Here is a 21796-nt window from a genome sequence, read left to right on the forward strand (position 1 = left end):
CGCTAAATTTTATAACAATAAATATATAGTTGGGGATCCTACATATTAAATGTTTTGACAAATTGTTAATACTTGTTTCACTGCTTCTGCTGATTGATGGAGCGCCGCTTTTTCTTCATTCGTCAGGTGTAATTCAATAACTGACTCAATGCCATTGCCTCCTAATATTGTCGGCACTCCTAAAAATAATTCGTGGTAACCATACTCTCCTTCTAAAAGAGCGATAGAAGGAATTATTTTACGTTGATCTTTCATAATAATTTCGACCATCTGTGCACAGGCGGCAGCTGGTGCATAATAAGCACTACCATTGCCTAACAAACCAACAATTTCTCCGCCACCTTTACGAGTACGTTCTACGATTAGTTGCAGTCTGTCTTGAGGAATCAATTTTTCTAATGGGATCCCTCCAGCATAGGAATATCGAATTAAAGGAACCATTTCGTCACCATGTCCACCTAAGACGAATCCTGATACATCCTCCGGTGCAATTTGCAATTCTTGTGCCACAAATGTATTAAAACGTGCTGTATCTAACACACCTGATTGACCAATGATACGATTTTTCGGAAAGCCTGTTTCCTTATAGCAAACATAGGTCATGGCATCGACTGGATTGCTTAATATAAGGACTATGCTGTTCGGGGCATACTGTTTTATTTGTCTAGATACTTGTTGAATGATTTTTGCATTCGTCGTCACTAAATCATCTCGGCTCATGCCTGGTTTACGAGGAATACCAGCTGTAATAATGACAATATTTGCTCCAGCAATATCCTCATAATTGCTCGTTCCTTTAATAGAAACATTAAATTTTTCTATTGGTCCTGTTTGTAATAAATCTAGCGCCTTTCCTTTTGTCGGATTCTCCGCTTCCGGAATATCTAACAGGACAACATCTCCTAGCTCTTTTTGTGCCAAAAATAAGCTTAAAGTTGCACCAGTATGACCAGCACCAATTACAGCAATTTTACTTTTTCGAAATGTCATTTTTCATCACCTCGATTGTCAGTGGCTGCTGCTTCCGTCGTTTTTTTAGCTCGTGTGGCTGCTATTGGCTTTTTCTTCGGTGCTTCCGGTCCTGTAATCATCTGAAAAACCTCTTCATCAGGTCTTGGAATTACGTGAGCGCCTAATAGTTCTCCAACACGCTTAGCCGCCTCTTTCCCAGCATCTACAGCTGCTTGAACTGAACCAACATCACCTTTAACTACCACAGTAACGATGCCACCATCAACAAATTCTTGTTTGACAATGGTCACATCTGCCGCCTTTATCATCGCGTCTGCTGCCTCATAAGAACCAACTAATCCTTTCGTCTCAATCATTCCTATTGCGCTACCCATTTTCCTCACCTCGCATTACTTCCGTAGAATCAATAATACCTATAACGACAGCATCAATAGGCAATGGATTTTCTTTCATAATATATCGGGATGATCCACCACTCGTAATGAGCACATCATCTCCAATTCCTGCCCCGATACGGTCAGCTGCTACAATTTCTGTTCGAATCGGCTGTTGATTAGAATCGATTGGTTGAATAATTAATAATTTTAAGCCATTCAACCCTTCTTCTTTACGTGTTGCCCATACACTACCGATAACTCTTCCCATCTGCATGAACTTCACCTCTTTATCCCGTATGGACTATAATTAGTCAGCGCGAATTGTTAACGTCTTATTGAGCTCTCGTATTTTGTCATAAGCCAATGCCGTCACAATGGTTTTCTTCGGAACAACAATTTCCTGTGCTTCTATTTCAAGCACTTCTACTTGTGAAAGTAGCTTCTTATCAAATAGATAGCTTAACGGTTTTTCAGCTTGACTGACGATTGGCGGAAGTTCTTTGACGTTTATTTTTTCCTTAGCTTGAGCATTGACAATTTCTGCGAATGCACCCTGTTGAATTAAACCTGCATTTGCCTCATCAGTATCGATATGCATCTCCAATCGATAACGCTCTGAAACGCGAATCATTACATTTGATAAAATAATCGGTCTTATACCTTCTACTTTAATTTGTACCGATTGTCCGTCCGCTACTTGGAACCGAGCACTGTCAGTCGGTGACATATGAATATGTGCTTGTGCTATAATGAGTCCCTCATTTAGCACGACACTGCCCTTTGGACCAATAAGTGTAACGGGACTAGAGCCTTTAATATCTCCTGATACCCTTAAAGGTGGCTTAACCCCTAATTTCATCGCGTCTGTCCAACTAATTTCTACTTGAGATAATGAACGAGCTGGACCTAAAATACGTACTCGTTCAATGGATCCCTTCGGACCAGCAATAACAACCGTTTCCTCAGCAGCAAACTGTCCTGGTTGTGAAAGCTCAAACTTAGGTGTTAATTGATAGTTTTCACCAAAAAGCTGCTCCACTTCCGTTTGAGCAAGATGTACATGTCGCGCTGATACACCGACAGGAATTTTTCCGTCATGATGAGAGGAAGGCTGATTTTTTAAAACTTGCTGTAACACTTCTTCAACAATTTTTTGGATTAAATTTTCCTGCATCTAACCTCCTCCTTATGTCAATGATCTGATAATTTTTCCTTCGGCTTGCTGTTCAATAAAGCCAGCATTTGCTTCATCTGTATCGATATGCATCTCTAAACTAAACTCGTTTGATACACGAACTACAACCCCACGAAATGTCACAGGTCGCTCACTATCAACTTCAACAGATACTAATTCATTATTTTGAACGTCCAATGCTAACGCATCTTCTTCCGTCATATGAATATGTGCCTGTGCAATAATGACTCCCTGCTTGATAATTATTTCTTGTTCTTGATTGATTAATTTGATGCCAGCTGAACTTTCGATATCACCCGATTGTCTCAAGGGAGGGGTTAATCCTAATTTCATTGCATCTGTTCGACTAATTTCCACCTGTGTCGCCGCTCTTACTGGACCTAATACACGAACATTGTGAAGAACACCTTTTGGTCCCTCAATAGAGACACGCTCTTTGGCTGCAAACTGCCCCGGCTGCGAAAGATCAAAATCCTTCGTTAGCGTCGCATTTGGACCAAAAAGTGCCTGCAAATCCTCTTCACTGACATGTATATGACGAGCTGAAATGGCCACAGGAAATGTTTTTGTTGCTGTATTCAAGTTAGCCACCTCTATATCTATTTCGCTATATTGTTATTGGAAATGAAGCAGGATGAGGCGCAATGTAATGTGTAACATCCTGCCCTTACCTTTATGATGTTATGTTCTTTCCGTCGCTTCGGCTCTTCTTTCCGTCGCTTTGACTTCCTTCCGTCGCTTCGATTTTCTTTCAGTCGCTTCAGCTCTTCTTTCCGTCACTTCGGCTCTTCTTTACGTCGCTTTGACTTCCTTCCGTCACTCCGAGGATTCCTTCCGTCGCTTCGACTCTTCTTTCCGTCGCTTTGAACCCTCTTTCCGTCACTTCGACTCTACTTTCCGTCGCCCTTGTCCGGACCGACATAAAATTAAGCCTCTGCTTTTGGTAGAATTAATTCTAATTCATGGTGTGGGCGTGGGATTACATGAACTGATAGAAGTTCTCCAACACGTTGGGCCGCTGCTGCACCTGCATCAGTAGCTGCTTTTACTGCGCCTACATCACCACGAACTAATACAGTGACAATACCGCCACCAACATGTACTTTTCCTACTAAATTAACACTAGCAGCCTTCACCATTGCATCTGCTGCTTCAATTGCTCCTACTAATCCTTTTGTTTCTACCATTCCTAATGCTGTACTCATTTGTCATTCCTCCAAATTATTTATTTTGTAATGTTATTTGTTTTAATACTTGATCAACAATTTGTTGAACTACTGCTGTATCCAAAGATGGATCGTGTGCCTTGATATTGTCTACTACTGGTTTTGCTAAAAATTCTGGTTTTGGCACTTCTACATCTTTAATGCCATAAGCCATGCGTTTAATATTCAATAAATGTCTTGCCGTAATGTTATCGGACGTAATATTGCCACCAAAAGTACCACACCCTAATGTAAAGGATGGTGCCAATCCAGTAGTTCCTCCCACTGCGCCGATGGATGATAATGTATTAACAACAATTCTAGATACCGGTAATTCCACTGAAAACTGCTCAGCTAAAGCTGTATTTTCTGTATGAATCGAGCATGTATGCCCGCGTCCACCTATGTTGAGTAAATCAATCATTACCTGTTTTGCCTCTGTGCTGTCCTCGACGGTGTATAACGCAAATATCGGTGATAGTTTTTCCAGTGAAAATGGAATGTTCTTGCCAATCATCGTTTCCATACCAACTAGTACTTTTGTATCTTCCGGCACGGTAATACCGATAGAATCTGCTAAGCAAGCTGCTGACTTACCTACAATTTGAGGATTTACCTTCCCAGGGACTGGAGAAATCAGCTTCTCCATCTTCACCTTCTCTTCATCACTCAAAATATAAGCATTGTTTTTCTTTAGCTCTGTTAACACTTGCTCTGCGATGACTTTATCTACGATAATTGTTTGTTCTGTAGCACAAATTGTGCCGTTATCAAAAGACTTACTTTGCACAAGCTGGCGAACGGATTTGGATATATTCGCCGATTTTTCAATGTAAGCTGGAACATTTCCTGGTCCTACACCGTAAGCAGGTTTGCCCGAACTATAGGCTGCTTTTACTAGAGCACCGCCACCAGTCGCTAAAATTAAGTGAATATCTGGGTGCTTCATTAATTGCTGCGTAGCTTCCATAGAAGACATTGTTAAACAATGTAGCAATCCTGCAGGTGCTCCAGCTTGTTCTGCAGCTACTCTACAAATCTCTAAAGCTTCCTTTGTACAATCGACCGCATATGGGTGTGGGCTTAGTACGAGACCATTTCTAGTTTTCAATGAGATAAGTGTTTTAAAGATTGCTGTTGATGTTGGATTTGTTGTTGGTACGATGCCAGCGATGACTCCAAACGGACTAGCAATCTCTGTCACTTTTTTCATTCGATCGAAACCAACGACACCAACAGTCTTTAAATCTTTAATATCTTCATAAACATCTCTAGAGGCTACCTCATTTTTCATTTTTTTATGATTAGGTATGCCCATCCCTGTTTCCTGAACGGCCATATTTGCCAAACGTTCTGCCTCTTTAAATGCAGCATCTGCAACAGCCTTAACGATATGATCTACTTGCTGCTGTGAATACTGCATGTAAGCAGCCTGGGCAATATTGGCATGTCTCACCGCGTCTCTCATTTCTTGAATTGCTAATAAATCTTTATCTAGTGTGGCCACTAAAGCCCCTCCTTTCTAAACAACTGGGTTTCTCGCTAAATTTTCAATAGCTTCTCTAAAAGCATTTGCAGCAGCTTGGCAGGAAGATTGGCTACCACTTAATAAACCGCCACCGAAATTGGTTTCAGATGGTGGACCAAAGAAAACCTTTAGTTCTACATCTGCCGCCTTTAATGCCGCATCTAAACCGACTACAGCCTCAAGGGGCGGTGCTATTAAATAAGCAAGGGCTGTACCAACCTTAACGTTGGCTAGCTCAGCCAGATACGTACCACAACTCGCTACAGTATGTGCAAAAAGAGCGTGGCTTTCATTTTGAAGAATGGCTTCAAAATACGTATCAAACTGAATTTTCTGATGAATCGCATCAAAACCACTGCGTATTTCATCCGGCGAGCTACCAGCAATGATGCCAATGACCTCACCAGATAATGGGCCAGATGCATGTGCCGCTCCAGCATAAAAGCTTTTCGCATAAACAACATCAACATCTGCTTTTTTCGTCGCCTCGTCCAACGCTACATATCCAACATCATCTATTGTTAGCGTTACGAGGCCAATGCTATTGTGATATGGCTTTAAATCTAATTGCTCTGCTAATTCATTATTCACTCTTGGAATGATTTGCATAGCCAAAATTTCTGCCATAAGTTTTTGAGGATTCATTGTTCGCCCCCCCTAACCTTCTTTTGCCACAAGACCTACTCCACTTGCCTTGTAATGCAATATTTTTTGAACGACCGTTCCTAAATAAGCACCTGCCTCTAATGGCGGGATACCACCTTTATGAATGTTCGAAACGACCATTCGATCAGCTTCTACTGTGCCAATTCTAGGTTGATAGCATATATAGGCACTCATAGACTCAGCCGATACAAGTCCAGGGCGCTCACCGATTAAATAAACGATCACTTCTGCTTGTAAAAGCTCCCCAATTTCATCCATAAGAGCAACACGCCCTTTATCAATATAGAAAGTAGTTCCTATTTCAATATTTAAATTGCGAAGACTTTGCTGTAATGCTAAGTAAACGTCTTGCACATTTTCTTCAATCGCACTTGCACTTAATCCGTTAGAAATAATGATTTGTACTTTTGGATTTTTTGTACATTTAGCTTGAATAAGTGTCTTTGCTTCTTCTGATAAACGACGACCTAAATCTGGTCTAGTAATGTATTCTTCTTTATCTGATACTCTTGTTGTTACTTGAAAGACTTCAAGCTTTTGTAGTAGCTCTTCTGTCACTTCTCCATATACCGCATCTACTGCCGCTGCATGATCGAGTCGGAACTTTAGCCAAGTTTTTGTTTTAGGCCTTGTCCCAGCTCTGCCAACACCAATTCTTGCTGGTGTATGCTTTTTTGCAGCTTGAACACTTTCAGACACTTCATCCTCTTCAAATTTAAATTCTGTGATAGGTACTGACGTATAAGTCGATTCATCATGACTTGCGCTGTAATACGATTGTTCATCATTACTTAATTCAGTATGATAAAGCTTAATTAATGGTTCATTTGATTGTTCTATTGTGCTTGGGCTCGCTACTTCATCAGTACCATTAGCATTAGCTACCGTATTGTGAAACTTAATAAGTGTTTCCTTTTGGTTTTCTGTTGGCACAGCTGTGTCATGAGAAGACTTTTCTGACGCATTATTGCCCATCTTTTCCATAACGAGCTGTGTAATCATCGATACTAATTGTTCATTCAATGGATTCACCTACCTTTCAAATATAGATAAATCGCTGGCTCTTGCAGATAGACGACCATTTTCATAGATGCCCATTTTTTCTAACCACGCTAGATATTCAGGAGCTGGTTTTTTACCAAACGTTTGAAGTAATGTTGCGACATCATGGAAGCTCATGGACTGATAGTTCAGCATGACATCGTCGCCCATAGCGGCAGCGATAATAAAGTTGACACCAGCTGCTGTTAGCAAAACACTTAAATCTTCAATATCATTTTGGTCTGCCTTAATATGGTTTGTGTAACAAATATCTACGCCCATTGGGAGACCGTGCATTTTACCCATGAAATGATCTTCAAGGCCAGCACGTATTACCTGTTTATTGTTGTATAAATACTCAGGTCCAATAAAGCCAACAACCGTGTTCACAATATACGGATTAAAATGTCTAGCAAAGCCGTAATTGCGCGATTCAAGTGTTACTTGGTCAATACCCATATGGGCCTCAGCAGATAACTCCGAACCTTGTCCTGTTTCAAAATAGAATAAGTTCGGGCCTGTTCCTGTTCCGTGCTTTTTCACAAGCTCTTCTGCTTCTCTTATTAGGTCAGCAGAAATGCCGAACGAGCGATTGGCAATTTCCGTTCCAGCAATACTTTGGAAAATCATATCGGCTGGCGCCCCTTGTTTAATGGCTTTCATCTGTGTTGTAATATGTGCTAACACACAGTTTTGTGTAGGAATTGACCAATCATTGATAAACTCCTTTGTGGCATGCAATACTTTTTTTACACTTTCAACTGAGTCATCAACTGGGTTAATACCTATGACTGCATCGCCAATGCCATAGGACAATCCTTCTTTTAAGGAGGCAATAATACCGTCGATATTGTCTGTTGGATGATTAGGCTGTAATCTTGAGGAAAGTGTGCCCTTTTGTCCGATCGTACTATTACAAGTTGACAGTATTTCCACTTTATTGGCCGCATGGACAAGATCTAAGTTGGACATTAGCTTTGTTACGGCCGCAATAATTTCTGAATTCATGCCCTTGCTTAAGCGTTTTAATTCCCGATCGCCTGTTTCATTGGATAAAATGTATTCTCTTAGTTGTTCGATACGCCAGTTTTTAATTTCTTCATAAATTTGCTCATTAATATCACCTTCAATAATGCGTGATACTTCATCTTTTTCAGAAGGAACTAATGGATTTTCTCTTATATCCTTCACTAATAGCTCACTTAAAACGGCTTTCGCCGCAATTCGTTGCTGTACAGATTCAGCTGCAATTCCAGCTAACTGATCTCCTGATTTTTCTTCATTGGCCTTAGCCATTACATCCTTTAATGACTTAAAATTATATTTTTCTCCACCAAATATCACCGATAGATTCACATTCATCCTCCTTACTTTGAGTGGAAAGCAAGTGTTTTTACAACGACTGGGACAACACCTGACGGCAGTACTTGCCCAATGTCAATATAATCACCTGTTTCTACTTTGATTTGATCGATGCAAATGATAGGAACTGTTTGATTGATCGCTTGTATCGTTTGCCCAATAACTTTTGCATAATCTGATTGAATGACTATGATAATTGGTATTTCCTTGGAGCTTCTCGTCGCTAAATGCTTCAAAATAGCCTCACATAATACACGAACATCCTGAAAGCTTAAATATGGTAACTGACTAAAATAGAGTGCAAACGGCGAGCGATTCTCCTGGATAGAAAATAGTACATCGGCTCGTTCAATGGCTTTTTTCACCGCATCGTCGAATTCTTTGCTGTGCGTATCCATATGGCAATGGAAAACAGGTACATTTTTTAAAGGTAATACTTCCGCATCTACTTGAATCGTTGCACCACTGATCTCGGTTGTTTGCGTCCCCGCACCCGTCACTGTTGCCCTTGCTGTTTCCTTAGGTTTTAGCCACAAAAAGGATTGTAGCTGTTCATGTTCTAAAAGCTTTTTTGCCAACCTTTCACCGATATCATCATACTGACGATTTGTACATTCATGTTCATAAATACAGGCGGCTACCCCACCGGAAAAAACGAGTGCATCAATCGGATTATCCCAAGTTGGCAAATGTCCTAGTAATAAAGGATGCCGTTCGTCTGTTAATTGTCCGCTTAGCGTCATCGCTACTATATCCGCCATTTCTTGGATTAATTGTGTAACACGTTCATCCTCTGCTGACTCACCAACCTTTAATGGCTTTGGCCATCTCTCCATTAGTTTCATAATGGGTGGCGAAATCGATTGGACAATGCCATTCTGAAATTCTATAAGTCTTCCACCGACATGCAATGTACACGTACCAATTACTTCGCCAAACTGCATTGCCGCAATATTTGCAGTACCACCGCCGATATCGATGTTAGCGATAACTTTGGCAGTATTTTTTGATTGCTGTAATGTACCTGCTCCTTTTGCTGCAATGATGCCTTCCAAATCGGGTCCAGCAGTAGCAACTAAAAAGTGCCCGGCTGTATCTGCAATCGCATGAACAACCTCGCTGGCATTTTCCTTTGTGGCAGATTCGCCTGTAATGATAATGGCACCTGTTGAAATATCTGCTGGTGCAATTTGGGCCAATTGATATTGCTGAAAAATAAATTGCTCGATTTTTTCCATATCGATAATTTCTTTATTGATAAACGGTGTTTTAATAATAGGACTTTGATGGAGAACTGTTTTTTCAATAATTTCTATTCGGGGCACATGCGCTAAACCTGCAACGTTTTTCAATAGAAAACTACTGACCACCATCTTTGTTGTACTTGTACCAATATCAATGCCTGCACTATAAATTTTTTCTGTCTTCAACTTACTCTCCCCTCTCGCCACTTAAGGGACAATACATGAGATAAGGACTGTCACGATCCTTTACAAACTGACGAATTTCTTCGTCAGAATTGAGCTGAATAAGTGGCGCAATAAACTCAATACCAAGCTTTTGCCACGAAGAGGTTTTCACAATCGGACCATGCGTCATGACATTTTGTAATAACGCTTTTGCTCTTTCGACATCTGCATGTGGTGCATCAATTTTTGTGATAACACCAATTTGGTATTTAGGAATTCCTAAGCTAAATTGCGGAGGAAAAACACTCTTTGATGAGGTGGCATCCTGCAAATAAATCACATGTGTCACTTCAAGCGATGTTGCCATAATGTTTCTGTAATACATCGGATTTTCTATATATTCTCCGGGTGTATCAACGATCCAGTCATCATAAACGAGCGCCTGTGTTTTATTGGCCTGTCTATCTTTCCCCAATAACGCATTCATCAGTGTCGACTTACCTGCTTGCACACCACCTATAATCATTACTCGATTTTTCATATGGCACATCCTATGACTTCGTTATTTTTGATGGCGTATAGCCTAGCATCTCTGATAGAAAACGATTAATCTCTAACATCGCCATTTCAACCTCGGATACACTTCCAACAATAACGAGACTGCCAGTAAATCGATCTAGAAATCCTAGTTTTACATTGGCTGCCTTTGTCGCTAAATCTCCTGCGATAATCACCGTCTCACTCGGTGTACATGTCATGATACCCAGTGCACCTGCTTCTTGAATGCCCAACTTTTGAAACATATCAGGATCAGGATTTGCGATTAGATGACTCAATGTTAGTTGCTTACCTGGTACAAATTCCTGAATAAACCGTTTCTTTTCTTCACTCACACGTCATCACCTCTTTCAACATTGTTATCTGTTAAATATTCACCTTCTTTAATAATGCCTGCCTTACGATCCTCTTGTTCTAGCCTTAGAGCCGTTGGAACAGATAGCTTGTAGGCTAAAATAATAGCGATCACACCAGCTAAAAACTTACCAGCAATAACAGGTAAAATAATTGTCGGCTGGAAATTAGCCGTAAACGATAAATGGTCTCCTAGAAGGAATGCTGAACACACTCCAAAAGCAATGTTAATAACTTTATCTTTAGGTGGCATATGTCGAACGAGTGTAAACATGGCTAAAATATTAGCAATTGTTGCTAAAATACCTGCGCTTCCTACTGATGATAAGCCTAATTTTCCTCCTACTGCTTCTAGAGGTTTCGATGCATATTTTCTAATTAAGTACACCATTGGGAATGCTCCCGCTAGCATAATACCGATATACCCAGCGGTTTCTAATGCCCGGAATTGATCGACTTTATCTGCCATGATTGGATCAAAGCCCCATGCACCGAAAATCTTTGTAAAAATACCTGTGAAAATTTCTACAATCGAGAACACTAGTACTAGTTTGATAGCAGCATCCATCACGCGTCCAAAAATCATGAAACCTTTGATCATGCCGTTTGGAACTAGCTTGAGACCTAACGCGATTAATACTACGAAAATAAATAAAGGCAATAAATTGATTAATATTTGTAAAACTGAAATGGCAAAAACATATGTTGGTTCCGCTGTTGTACTAATCACTTCACGAACATCTGTATTAAATGTCACAATCATGATGGAAGAAATAAATGCTCCAATCGGAATTGTTAAAACCCCCGCCATAATACCTAAAGCCATATATTTATGATCTCGCTTATCTAACATGGCAAGTCCCATCGGAATAGAGAACACGATTGTTGCGCCTGACATAAATCCGACAACTAGAGCCATCACCCATCCTTCATACGACTCTTTTAACGCATTCGCTAATTGGTATCCTCCCATGTCCGAAGCTAAAATTGTCGTTGCTGCAATAGCTGGATCAGCACCAATCATTTCAAAAATCGGACTAATAAAATGACTTATAAACCACGTTAAGTAAGGTATTGCAGCCATGATCCCTGCAGCAGGTACAAAAATATGTCCAACCGTATGAATACCATTCATAAACTCTTTCCCGATTCCATATTCAGCATCTCGAATTGCTCCGATTGCTCCTAAAACTGCACAAATCATAATAATATAAACGATAACCGTTCCTATCATTGCCATCCTTCTCATCACCCCTTTAGTTTTGCTAAAAAATTTTGTTATTATAAAAAAAAAGACGCATTAAAGAGGAAATCTCTTTAAAGCGTCTTTGCTTTAACTATTTACTTGTAATGAATTGATAATGCGCCTTGCAATAAGCACCATTTCCTGTTGAGTCTGCATACTCTCATTGCGAATTTTTTTATAAGCCTCGTCCTCACTAAGGTTTTCTGACTGCATGAGCAAACCTTTTGCTCGTTCGATTATTTTTCGCTTTTCTAATTCTGTCTGTTTATACAGCAATTCCCCGTTTAAGCGGTTGAACTTATCAATCTGGTGAAATGCCACCTCCAACGCCGGAAGGACATTCTTCTCAGAAAACGGTTTCATAACATAGCCTAAAATATTGTCCTGCTTCATGTACAGTAACAATTCTTTTTCACTATAAGCTGATATAAATAGCACCGGTATACCGAGTTGCTGTTCAATAATTTTGCTTGCCTTTAAACCATCCAGCTTTGGCATTTTTATGTCCATTAAAATTAACTGTGGCTTATGTGTAAAAGCCAACTCAATGGCTGATTCTCCATTATTTGCTTGTGCTACCACTTCGTAGCCGTTATCCTCTAGCATAAACTTCAAATCAATTGCAATAAGCGACTCATCTTCGACAATCATAACTTTCCTAGTCATTTAAGATAAATACCTCCTCACTTACAGGGAACTGAATATGAGTATGTGTACCTTGTTCGCTAGGGATAATTGAAAATGTGCCAGCTAAATCATATTCAACAAGCCTTGTAATAATCTCCATTCCAAATGATGCTTTCACCTCTTGCATTCCAACGCCGTTGTCAGAAATATAAAGTGAAATAGAAAAAGCATCCTGTTGAAATTGAATATCGATTGTACCCTCCTCACGACCAATAAAAGCATATTTCAGTGCATTTTGCAGTAGCTCACAAATGATTAATGCGAGCGAAACAGCTTTTTTAGCATGACAAAATAACTGTACATTATCGTCATGAAAGGTTAATTGAATAGATGGTGTGTTGGATGTCCCAACCATTTTATGTCCAATTTTTTTAGACAATGCGATAACGTCTACTTTCTCTTCAGCGTTATCTTCATTTTCTAAAATAAGTTCATAAACAGATGAAATACTATATATTCGGTTTAATGCCTCTTGAAATACATTTGCACTAGAAGCTGACAAGTCATTTCTCATTTGCAGCCGCAATAGACTTGTAACGGTCTGTAAATTATTTTTCACACGGTGGTGAATTTCTCGTATAGCAAATGTTTTCATCATTAGTTCATTTTCTTTCAGCTTTAGCTCTGTAAGATCGTGAATAATAAGGAGTGTCACTTTATCTTTTTGATCATGAATAGGAATTTTCTTTACAATAAAGGATTTACGATCAATCGTAATTTCTAAGAAAAAGACATCATCGCCTTTATCATAGACCTCCTGTAAAAAAGGCAAAATCTTATTCAATGCAACATTGTCAAAACGTTCTAGCCCTGATAGTTCCGATATAAATCGGTGACCCGCAGGATTGCTATAGATCACTTTGTTTTCGTGATTTGTGAGAATAATTGATTCTACTAGTAAATCAGAAACCACTGGAATCGGTTGAGAATTTGGCTCTACAATATGCTCAATTAATGCAAAAGGCATATGTCGAAAATCATCTATAGGTGTTGTTTGCATTTCCACCTTTTTTTCCTGAATTAACACTGCAATCACCTGTTGTTGGTCATTAAAGAGAGGGACAACGTTTTGTTCAACCGTTATACCTTCTTGTGTGATCGCTCTAGTAATTGATGATTTTTCTTTATTTTTAAACGCAGCAAATACTGCTGGTTCGAAGCTTTCAAAGACAAATTTGCCAATTACAGATTTTTCGTATAAGCCACTTTCTGTTTTTGGGAAAGCCTCTGCCACAACAATTGCATGTGGTAAGTTTTCCAGCATACAATCTATGAACATATAACAATCTGTCAACTCAGCATAATACGATAATGTAGCTTCTATTTCTATTAACTTCTCTACATCTGTGGCAGATAAGCTCGTATATTTTTGGCACAGCGATTGAATGTTCGACAGGCTCAACCCCCCTATCACGGAATAACCAAAAAATCAATTATGCCTCGGTATAATTGCGTCCGGAATTGGCTTTGTGCTCGCACAAAGAGCTCCTTTCCGATTCCGTGACATTCGCCGGAGACTTTAATTTGTTTCAGCGGGAGTTTGGTCTTCCGCTGAAACAAATTAATTTTGATTATTCTTAAAATTTCTTGTCATCATTATAAACCTTTTGCAAAATTATTTTCAATATAAAAAATAATTTATTTTAATAATTTTCGTTGCATTACAAAGAACTATATAGCTTAAAAGAGAAATATTCAACACTTTTTTCAACTTCATCATTATCTTGCGATAGAAATATTATTTTAATATACAAAAAAAGCGAGCTTGCATCAGATGCAAACTCGCTTTTTTCTACTTAATTTCTGGTGTAACGGCTAATATATTTTCAAATGTTTCACGTTGCTTTGCTTCTTCTTCATTTAACAAAATATGAATATCTCCATGGTCATTTGAAGTACGAATTAAACGCCCCATTCCTTGCTGTAATCGAAGTTGCATAAACGGTAATTCCACTTCTTCATATGGATTTTCAGCAAATGTACGTTTCGCATCAAATAATGGATCATGTGGAGGGAAAGGCAAATCATAAATAATAACTCGTGTTAATGCCTCCTCTGGCAAATCTAGACCTTCCCATAAATGATAGGAGCATAATGTTTTGATCGTGCCTTCTTGGAAATCACGCACAATTCCTGATAGTTCACGGTCCCCCTCAAACGCTACATACATCCGTTCCATAAGAGGTAACTCTGCTTTGAAATCTAACATCGCTTGTTTTGATTTAAATAAAATTAATGTTTTTTCTCCGTCACGTAATAGCTGTTGAACACGCGCCGTTTTCCCTTTTTGTGATAGCTCATGTAAATAAATTCGCATAACTTCTTCATAATCGAATGGTGATGGAACAGAAAATGATTGATAATCACGAATTCCTAAGCTATAAGCAATATAGGAAAAATCTTTGTTGACTGATAAAGTTGCTGAAGAGAATATTATTGGAAGTTTTTTAGAGAATAATTTTTCTGCTAAAACTTCTGTGATGAGGCGCGGCATAATTACGAGCGTTTCCTCTCCATCAGTTTCCTCTAACCAATCGACTGCATCTCCCTGCGCTATGAAAATACGTAAGGATGCCTCGTATTGTTCTAAATACTCCTCTGCCATATTTAATTCATATTCTGGAATCATATACATTTCAGATTCAAAGACAAATTCTTCGAGTAATGTTTCAACATTAGCAATAAGCTGTTTACCGTATTTCAATAAATTTGGCGATTTATTAATACGTTTCCGCTCTTCTTCAGAAGCTACTAGATCATCTCGTAGCTGGTCAAAAAATAACTCATGGTTATCTTGTAATTTTTCCATCGCATATAATGTACGTTCTCGCACACCATCTACCATTAAACGCTCTAACAATGTAACAATTGTTGTCGCCTGTACTTTATACGTCATTGCTTTTTGTGCGGCATATTCTAATAAATGGCCTTCATCTAGCACAATCATTGACACTTCAGGCAATAAAGCTAATTGCCCTTCACGTTCACGAGATTCCTTTGTAGCTAAATGTTCCATTAAAAAATCTTGTGAACAAATAATGAGATCCGCCGATTTACGATAATGTGCACGATGTAATGTTTGACCACATCGATTACGTAGCTCACATACAGAACACTGCATAATCGAGTTGTAGTTTACTTTTTGCCAATCTTCATCACTAACTGTTGGATAATCACTACGCTCACCATAAGGTTGTATAGCAATCATCGAGCCCTGTGCATATACGCCATCAGGTATAGAAAACGCAATATCGTCGATCCATTCATCGGACACCACTTTTTCCGCATCCTCAAAACGCTTTAAACATAAATATTGATCTCGTGACTTTGCTAAGCGAACATCAATTTCAAGACCTAACGTTTTTTGTAGCTTATAAATATCGCCGCCCTCTTTTACTAGCTGATCGATTAATGTTTCATCAGCACATGCGATTAGGGCTGGTTTTCCAGTATAACGTGCATAGGATACAGCTGGTAGTAAATAGGCAATTGTTTTTCCAGTTCCTACACCTGCCTCAGCAAAAAGCACGTTTTTTTCTTTTAGAGCTTGCTCAATTTGATATGCCATAAAAATTTGTTCATCACGGCATTCAAAGCCCTTTTCTGGTAATTCATCGTAAAGGACGTCCCCCATCCAGTCACCTAATGACTCAAAAAATGAGCGGTCCTTCGTTAATACAAATGGTAAAGATTTACGCAATTGACGTTCCCCCTCTAACTATCTGCTCCTATTATACGCGACGAAACGGAAGATAAGAAAAAATCTTATCTTCCGTTACCGTTTGTTAATCTCTTTTAGACTTTTGTCCCCAGAACTGGTAATAATTTGTTTCAATAAAGCCATTGAATAATTTACGCTTCTTCGTCGATTGACGACCGTACAATTCCTCAAAGTTTTTCATTGAAGACAGCATGTATACAGACCAAGTCGGATAGTTTTTCATGACTTTTCCTAAATCACGAATGACCTGCTCCACGACTTCGATGTCACCAATACGCTCTCCGTATGGTGGATTACCAATCATAACACCATCTGTTAGCTGTGTTGTAAAATCACGTGCTTGCATTTGCTTGAACGTAATCATATCACCAAAGCCCGCTTCTAATGCATTTTCTTGTGCAATACTCACCATACGATGATCTATATCAGACCCGATAATTTCTAATGGCTGATCGTAGTTCGCTAAGCTATCCGCTTCATCTCGCACTGCATCCCAAATTTTCGCCTTCATCCATGGCCAATTCTCTGAAATAAATTCACGATTATAGCCTGGTGCAATATTTTGGCCAAACATTGCTGCTTCTAATGCAATTGTCCCTGAACCGCAGAATGGATCAACAAATGGTCGATTCGGATTCCACTTTGAAATTTGTACAAGTGCTGCTGCTAATGTTTCTTTTAATGGTGCTTCGCCCTGTGCTTGACGATAACCACGCTTATGCAAGCCAGCACCCGAAGTATCAATAGTAAGTGTCGCCACATCTTTTAAAATTGAAACTTCTATTTTATACGTTGCACCTGATTCATCTAAAAATCCTAAACGCTTGTAATGTTGTTTCATGCGCTCTACAATTGCTTTTTTAGTAATTGCCTGACAATCGGGTACACTAAATAATTTGGATTTAACAGATTTCCCCGATACCGGAAAAGCTGCATCAACTGGTAAGTATTTTTCCCAAGGTAGCGCTTTTACACTTTCAAATAATTGTTCAAAAGATTTAGCGGGGAACTGTCCTACAACGATTTTTACACGGTCAGCTACACGTAGCCATAAGTTTGTCCGTGCAATGGCCGTTTCGTCACCTTCAAAATACACTTTGCCGTTATCGACTGTTGTTTCATAGCCTAATGCCTGTACCTCTTGTGCTACAATCGACTCTAGTCCCATTGCTGCAGTTGCTACTAATTTATAGTTTGCCATACACTAATTCCTTCCTTGATGTTCAATTTCCCAATACTCCATAAACTCAATAAGTTCGTGAAGTGGCAACGGTTTGCTGTAATAATAACCTTGAATTATATCACAGTTCATTTTACGTAGTATATCCACTTGTTGTGCTTGTTCTACACCTTCAGCAACAACTTTCATTTTTAGACGATGCGACATTTGAATAATTGCATCCACTACTGCCTGTTTTTCATCGAGTGAGCCAATATGCTGAATAAAGCTTCGGTCGATTTTTAAATAATCCAGGGGGAAGCGCACCAAATAACTAAGGGATGAATAACCTGTCCCAAAATCATCAATAGAAATTTTAAAGCCCATTTTCTTCAGTTGCACAAGTTTGCTAACTGTTTCATTGGCACTGTTCATCACAGTACGTTCTGTAACTTCGATTTCAAAATTGTTAGCAGGCGTGTTATAACGCTCTAATATTGACTGAACAGAGTCTAAAAAGTTTTGTTGCTTAAAGTGAATACTTGAAATATTAATAGCAATTGGCGTTTTGTAGCCACATTGACGCATCTCTATAACTGCCTCACAAGCTTTTTCTATAATCACTTCACTTAAAGGAATGATTAATCCTGTTTCCTCAGCATACGGAATAAATTCTGCTGGAGAAACAAATCCTAGTCTTTCACTATTCCAACGAACCAGTGCCTCTAACCCTTGAATTTCATCATTTTCCATAGATACTTTAGGTTGGAAGTGCAGATCAAATTCCCGGTTTTCGATTGCTCTTCGTAGTTCTGAATCTAATAATAAAACACGCTGAGAGTCAGTCTTCAATTCATCAAAATAAAAAGCATAGTCGTTAAGGCCATTCTTTTTTGAATATGTCATTGCCTTGTCAGCACAATGAATCAATTGCTCCGTTGCTTCACCATCTAATGGATACATACTAATACCAATACTCGTAGAAATAAAAATATCTTGACCATTAATATCCAAAGGCTGTTCAATAATCCCAATAATTTGTTCAGCAAAATTTGCGGCTTCTTTGGCATTCTTCACGTTTGTTAACGTTATAATAAATTCGTCACCGCCATATCTAGCAATGATATCTTTATTTTTCAATAATGTTTTTAAGCGCTTTGCCACTTCTACTAGAATGGTATCTCCGACCGCATGACCTAACGTATCATTAATTTGCTTAAATCGATCTAAATCTAAAAAATAGACTGCATGCTGTACTGAATGAGAAATAGTAGAAGTTGATTCTAGTAGATTATCCATTCTTTCAATATATGCAAATCGATTTGATACTTCCGTTAATGAGTCAGTTAATAAACGCTTTTCTAGTTCATTTTCTACTATTTTTCTCTCAGACAAATCTGTGAAAATACCACAGTAATTTGTAATTTCTCCTTCATCATTGGTTATACCAACAATTGTTAACCATTCTGGATATACGTCTCCTGTTTTACGACGATTCCATATTTCCCCCTGCCAATTGCCTTCTTGTCGTATCTTTTGCCACATATCTAAATAAAATTGCAATTCGTGAACACCTGACTGTAGAACGGCTGGCGTTTTTCCAATAACTTCATTACGCTTATAGCCGGTAACAAATTCAAATGCAGGATTGACCAATTCTATTCTTTTCTCTTTATCCGTAATCATAATGCCTTCAGATACATTTTCGAAGATTTTTGTCATTAAAGCAGTAGGATATTTGGAAATCGAATTTAGCTTCTCCAGACTATCGTTCACTCCGTTCATGTTTCCGCTCCATCCTATCTCTCTTTACTACCCTTATTTTTCAGAAAAGCGCTTTTGCGTCAGTCTACTCGTATGTAGACAATATGTACATCGTTGCGATAATAGTTTATTAGATGTTTATGTTTTGAATCGTAGGGACAGGGGCATGACCAATAGTGTACAGCCTTATTCTCAAACGTATATCGCGCATGTCTAGACATGATTAACAAGTAACTTTTTCTTACTGTATTCAAAAGAAAAGCTCTCCACCAAATTGGAGAGCGCTTGTCATTTCATAATAAGCATCAATAAAATTCCATAAGCCATGTTTTGTTCCCGAGTACTCAAACAGCTATCGCCTCGTACGACCGGGTAGTAATCATCTATCTACAGAGCAAGCTCTGTCCCTCTATCCGTTCAATTCCTTCAAGAGAGTGCCCCTACCATAATTTGGGTTTCTCACTCGTGGGGTTTACCTCGTTCCACCTTGCATGTTTCCAAGCAAGCTACGTCACTGTGGCACTTTCAGGAAGTTTCAACCATATCATTAAGACTTAGGTTTTCCTTCCGCCGTCAGCCTTTACAGCTGCCTTACCTTATTTTTTCAGTAAGCACGAACACTACGGTCATCTCAGAACCGTGCGAGCATGGACTTTCCTCTACGACGTCTAGCGCCGCAGCGATTACCAGAATTTCATGATGATAAAAAGATTATACTAGAGTTTTATGATAAATACAATATATTTGACAAAAAATTATTCGTACAACTTACTACCAAATACGTGTTTCTCTAAATTCGAAAGACGTTTTAAAATATCAAAGTTTGTCGTACCAGTAGCAGATGCAACAGGTTGTCTCTTAGGAGTATTATCAATTTCTTCTTTTAACTGTTTATTTTCTTCACGAAGTTGGGCCACCACTTTTTCAAACGTTTCATAGTCTTGTATTATTTCATCAAGAAATGAATCGACTTCTTCAACATTGTAGCCTTTAAAATTTTTCTTAAATTCCTTTTCAAGGATCATTTTTGACGTTAATTTAATATCCATTCACATCGCCCTTCCTCACACTACATACGTTACATTATAGCACACTTCATCATATTATATCGTTTGGAAACATCAAATGTAAGGCTAAACTTGTCGTTTCTTGCGCTTACCCGGGAAATTATTTCTTATTTCCTAATCTGAGTAACCTCTTTTCCCAAGAAATTTCCCATTTCTCCTTTTGTTCTACTCTCCATTGCTCATTCTTTTTAATTAATTTTATGCCCTCTTGCGTATAATAAATGGCCTGGTTATAATCTTTCATTTGATGTTCATATATCATAGCGAGCTGTTCTAATACATGCAACTTTTTTTGTGAATCAACGAAATGAAGAGCAGCCACAAATGCATCGATTGCTTCACTAAACTTTTTATTTCTTTTATGCTGGATTGCTAAATAATATTGTGCATTTCCTGCTTCAAGTGCATCAAATTGGGTCGTTACCTTTTCCAAAACTTTTACGCTCTGTGAACCCTCTTTTAAATCAGCATACCATTTCCCGATATTTGTAAACGTTTTTGCCGATTCTTCGCTTGCCTCCTCAAATAGCAAATTTGTAGAATGGACATAAAGCGTAATCAGTGAAAGTAAATCCCATTCATTGTGAAGAAGGACTTTCATAAGTGCATCTGGTACACCGCTTTTAATGGCATCTAAATAAATGATTGGTGCTAGATATCCAGGTATATCTCCAATACGGGAAAAGCCAAGCTTCTCTTCTTCCACAGATTTTAATTTCATTCGTTCCATATCATTTTTCCATAAACGCTTTGAACTATGCAACAAATCAATTTGCCGCTGTGTACGCAATTTAGGTAATTCTTTTTGATGGAGTGTCCAACGGGTTTCAAGTTGCGGCCAGTCAAAGCTTTTTCCATTGTAGGTAATCACCGTTGCTGTTTTTTGCCAAAGCTTCGATTCAAAAAGTAACGCCGCCTCATGAGCAGGATCGGCTAGAATAAATTGCGTTAAAATAAAGCTTTCATCTTCTTTTGACACTTCTAAAAAGCCCAGAAGAAAAATTTGTGTACCTACACCCTTTAACCCAGTCGTTTCCGTATCAAAAAACAATACTTTTTCATTCATTGCTAACGCATATGGATGTTCGAACTTTGCCTTTTGCCATTTTCCTAATGCATCAAAAAATGACTGCAATTTATAATGACCATGCTGATAACTAAATGGATAACGCACTTGTCGTTTAAAAACAAGACCGAAATCATTTTCTACAACCGTTAAGCCCGCTTTTTCCCACCGCTCTGTATAGCTTGGAGCAATAGGCTTTTGATAAACAGGTTTTTCCTCTTTTTTTATAGTTGTTGTCGTTTTTTTACCGAGCATTTTTTTCATTTGTAAAATTTTATTTTCGTAAGACATTTCCTTCACTCATTTTCTGCATGTAAAATTGCTAAAATTTGTGTACGTTTTTCTTTGCTTGCTATAAACTATTTTGAGTTTTTACCACAAGTATAACTTATAGTAATCATAGTGCAACTTTTAGCTAA

General features: G+C 38.6%; 21 protein-coding genes and 1 other RNA gene. All 22 read right to left on the reverse strand.

The window, feature by feature from the left end; all coding sequences use genetic code 11:
- Nucleotides 1-45: 45 nt before the first annotated feature.
- The gene (gene mdh, locus ACIQ7N_RS00685; RefSeq protein ID WP_402929552.1) at nucleotides 46-990 is read right to left on the reverse strand and encodes a malate dehydrogenase; all 945 of its coding nucleotides are present in this window, start codon (nucleotides 988-990) and stop codon (nucleotides 46-48) included.
- The gene (locus ACIQ7N_RS00690; protein ID WP_402929554.1) at nucleotides 987-1346 is read right to left on the reverse strand and encodes a BMC domain-containing protein; all 360 of its coding nucleotides are present in this window, start codon (nucleotides 1344-1346) and stop codon (nucleotides 987-989) included. Before ACIQ7N_RS00690 ends, mdh begins: the two co-directional genes overlap by 4 nt.
- A complete protein-coding gene (locus tag ACIQ7N_RS00695; RefSeq protein ID WP_132359031.1) occupies nucleotides 1339-1623 on the reverse strand; it encodes a EutN/CcmL family microcompartment protein in 285 nt (94 codons plus the stop codon). Before ACIQ7N_RS00695 ends, ACIQ7N_RS00690 begins: the two co-directional genes overlap by 8 nt.
- Nucleotides 1624-1656: 33 nt before the next feature.
- The gene (locus ACIQ7N_RS00700; protein WP_402929556.1) at nucleotides 1657-2523 is read right to left on the reverse strand and encodes a phosphate propanoyltransferase; all 867 of its coding nucleotides are present in this window, start codon (nucleotides 2521-2523) and stop codon (nucleotides 1657-1659) included.
- Between the two features lie 12 nt (nucleotides 2524-2535).
- The gene (gene pduL / locus ACIQ7N_RS00705; protein WP_402929558.1) at nucleotides 2536-3126 is read right to left on the reverse strand and encodes a phosphate propanoyltransferase; all 591 of its coding nucleotides are present in this window, start codon (nucleotides 3124-3126) and stop codon (nucleotides 2536-2538) included.
- A gap of 344 nt (nucleotides 3127-3470) precedes the next feature.
- Nucleotides 3471-3749, reverse strand: coding sequence for a BMC domain-containing protein (locus ACIQ7N_RS00710; protein ID WP_053482447.1), 279 nt, complete (start codon nucleotides 3747-3749; stop codon nucleotides 3471-3473).
- 16 nt (nucleotides 3750-3765) lie between these two features.
- Nucleotides 3766-5256, reverse strand: a complete 1491-nt coding sequence (locus ACIQ7N_RS00715) for an aldehyde dehydrogenase family protein (protein WP_402929560.1) — start codon at nucleotides 5254-5256, stop codon at nucleotides 3766-3768.
- A gap of 15 nt (nucleotides 5257-5271) precedes the next feature.
- Nucleotides 5272-5922 (reverse strand): ethanolamine utilization microcompartment protein EutL, encoded by a 651-nt coding sequence (eutL, locus tag ACIQ7N_RS00720; protein ID WP_402929561.1) that lies wholly within the window; start codon nucleotides 5920-5922, stop codon nucleotides 5272-5274.
- 12 nt (nucleotides 5923-5934) lie between these two features.
- The gene (eutC, locus tag ACIQ7N_RS00725; protein ID WP_402929563.1) at nucleotides 5935-6966 is read right to left on the reverse strand and encodes an ethanolamine ammonia-lyase subunit EutC; all 1032 of its coding nucleotides are present in this window, start codon (nucleotides 6964-6966) and stop codon (nucleotides 5935-5937) included.
- Nucleotides 6967-6975: 9 nt separating this feature from the next.
- Nucleotides 6976-8346 carry an ethanolamine ammonia-lyase subunit EutB gene (locus ACIQ7N_RS00730; protein WP_402929565.1) on the reverse strand — a complete coding sequence of 457 codons (1371 nt, stop codon included), beginning with the start codon at nucleotides 8344-8346 and terminating at the stop codon, nucleotides 6976-6978.
- A 5-nt stretch (nucleotides 8347-8351) separates the two neighbouring features.
- Nucleotides 8352-9776, reverse strand: coding sequence for an ethanolamine ammonia-lyase reactivating factor EutA (locus ACIQ7N_RS00735; RefSeq protein WP_402929566.1), 1425 nt, complete (start codon nucleotides 9774-9776; stop codon nucleotides 8352-8354).
- Nucleotide 9777: 1 nt separating this feature from the next.
- Nucleotides 9778-10296, reverse strand: a complete 519-nt coding sequence (locus tag ACIQ7N_RS00740; protein ID WP_402929568.1) for a EutP/PduV family microcompartment system protein — start codon at nucleotides 10294-10296, stop codon at nucleotides 9778-9780.
- 10 nt (nucleotides 10297-10306) lie between these two features.
- Nucleotides 10307-10648 carry an ethanolamine utilization microcompartment protein EutS gene (eutS, locus tag ACIQ7N_RS00745; protein WP_024363381.1) on the reverse strand — a complete coding sequence of 114 codons (342 nt, stop codon included), beginning with the start codon at nucleotides 10646-10648 and terminating at the stop codon, nucleotides 10307-10309.
- Nucleotides 10645-11907, reverse strand: coding sequence for an ethanolamine utilization protein EutH (gene eutH / locus ACIQ7N_RS00750; RefSeq protein ID WP_248718522.1), 1263 nt, complete (start codon nucleotides 11905-11907; stop codon nucleotides 10645-10647). The genes eutS and eutH overlap by 4 nt, the downstream gene beginning before the upstream one ends.
- Before the next feature lie 93 nt (nucleotides 11908-12000).
- Nucleotides 12001-12579, reverse strand: coding sequence for an ANTAR domain-containing response regulator (locus tag ACIQ7N_RS00755; protein ID WP_132359062.1), 579 nt, complete (start codon nucleotides 12577-12579; stop codon nucleotides 12001-12003).
- Entirely contained in the window at nucleotides 12572-14002 is a 1431-nt protein-coding gene (locus ACIQ7N_RS00760; protein ID WP_402929570.1) for a sensor histidine kinase, read from the reverse strand. The genes ACIQ7N_RS00755 and ACIQ7N_RS00760 overlap by 8 nt, the downstream gene beginning before the upstream one ends.
- 390 nt (nucleotides 14003-14392) lie before the next feature.
- Complete coding sequence (locus ACIQ7N_RS00765; RefSeq protein ID WP_402929572.1) at nucleotides 14393-16300, reverse strand: ATP-dependent DNA helicase; 1908 nt, start codon at nucleotides 16298-16300, stop codon at nucleotides 14393-14395.
- Between the two features lie 85 nt (nucleotides 16301-16385).
- Nucleotides 16386-17522, reverse strand: coding sequence for a THUMP domain-containing class I SAM-dependent RNA methyltransferase (locus tag ACIQ7N_RS00770; RefSeq protein ID WP_132359068.1), 1137 nt, complete (start codon nucleotides 17520-17522; stop codon nucleotides 16386-16388).
- 3 nt (nucleotides 17523-17525) lie between these two features.
- Entirely contained in the window at nucleotides 17526-19265 is a 1740-nt protein-coding gene (locus ACIQ7N_RS00775) for a GGDEF domain-containing phosphodiesterase (protein WP_248718519.1), read from the reverse strand.
- A gap of 293 nt (nucleotides 19266-19558) precedes the next feature.
- An RNA gene (gene rnpB / locus ACIQ7N_RS00780) (RNase P RNA component class B) lies at nucleotides 19559-19939 on the reverse strand.
- A gap of 60 nt (nucleotides 19940-19999) precedes the next feature.
- Nucleotides 20000-20293 carry a cell division regulator GpsB gene (gene gpsB, locus ACIQ7N_RS00785; RefSeq protein ID WP_132359074.1) on the reverse strand — a complete coding sequence of 98 codons (294 nt, stop codon included), beginning with the start codon at nucleotides 20291-20293 and terminating at the stop codon, nucleotides 20000-20002.
- 118 nt (nucleotides 20294-20411) lie between these two features.
- On the reverse strand, nucleotides 20412-21668 hold the full coding sequence (locus ACIQ7N_RS00790) for a ribonuclease H-like domain-containing protein (RefSeq protein WP_402929575.1): 1257 nt from the start codon (nucleotides 21666-21668) through the stop codon (nucleotides 20412-20414).
- Nucleotides 21669-21796 lie beyond the last annotated feature (128 nt).

The sequence above is a fragment of the Lysinibacillus sp. NPDC095746 genome (assembly GCF_044763535.1).
Classification (GTDB): Bacteria; Bacillota; Bacilli; order Bacillales_A; family Planococcaceae; genus Lysinibacillus.

Coding starts and splice junctions, on each gene's coding strand:
- mdh (WP_402929552.1), bottom strand. CDS start 990: ATGACATTTCGAAAAAGTAAAATTGCTGTAATTGGTGCTGGTCATACT.
- ACIQ7N_RS00690 (WP_402929554.1), bottom strand. CDS start 1,346: ATGGGTAGCGCAATAGGAATGATTGAGACGAAAGGATTAGTTGGTTCT.
- ACIQ7N_RS00695 (WP_132359031.1), bottom strand. CDS start 1,623: ATGCAGATGGGAAGAGTTATCGGTAGTGTATGGGCAACACGTAAAGAA.
- ACIQ7N_RS00700 (WP_402929556.1), bottom strand. CDS start 2,523: ATGCAGGAAAATTTAATCCAAAAAATTGTTGAAGAAGTGTTACAGCAA.
- ACIQ7N_RS00710 (WP_053482447.1), bottom strand. CDS start 3,749: ATGAGTACAGCATTAGGAATGGTAGAAACAAAAGGATTAGTAGGAGCA.
- eutL (WP_402929561.1), bottom strand. CDS start 5,922: ATGAATCCTCAAAAACTTATGGCAGAAATTTTGGCTATGCAAATCATT.
- ACIQ7N_RS00730 (WP_402929565.1), bottom strand. CDS start 8,346: ATGAATGTGAATCTATCGGTGATATTTGGTGGAGAAAAATATAATTTT.
- ACIQ7N_RS00740 (WP_402929568.1), bottom strand. CDS start 10,296: ATGAAAAATCGAGTAATGATTATAGGTGGTGTGCAAGCAGGTAAGTCG.
- eutH (WP_248718522.1), bottom strand. CDS start 11,907: ATGGCAATGATAGGAACGGTTATCGTTTATATTATTATGATTTGTGCA.
- ACIQ7N_RS00755 (WP_132359062.1), bottom strand. CDS start 12,579: ATGACTAGGAAAGTTATGATTGTCGAAGATGAGTCGCTTATTGCAATT.
- ACIQ7N_RS00770 (WP_132359068.1), bottom strand. CDS start 17,522: ATGGCAAACTATAAATTAGTAGCAACTGCAGCAATGGGACTAGAGTCG.
- ACIQ7N_RS00775 (WP_248718519.1), bottom strand. CDS start 19,265: ATGAACGGAGTGAACGATAGTCTGGAGAAGCTAAATTCGATTTCCAAA.
- gpsB (WP_132359074.1), bottom strand. CDS start 20,293: ATGGATATTAAATTAACGTCAAAAATGATCCTTGAAAAGGAATTTAAG.
- ACIQ7N_RS00790 (WP_402929575.1), bottom strand. CDS start 21,668: ATGTCTTACGAAAATAAAATTTTACAAATGAAAAAAATGCTCGGTAAA.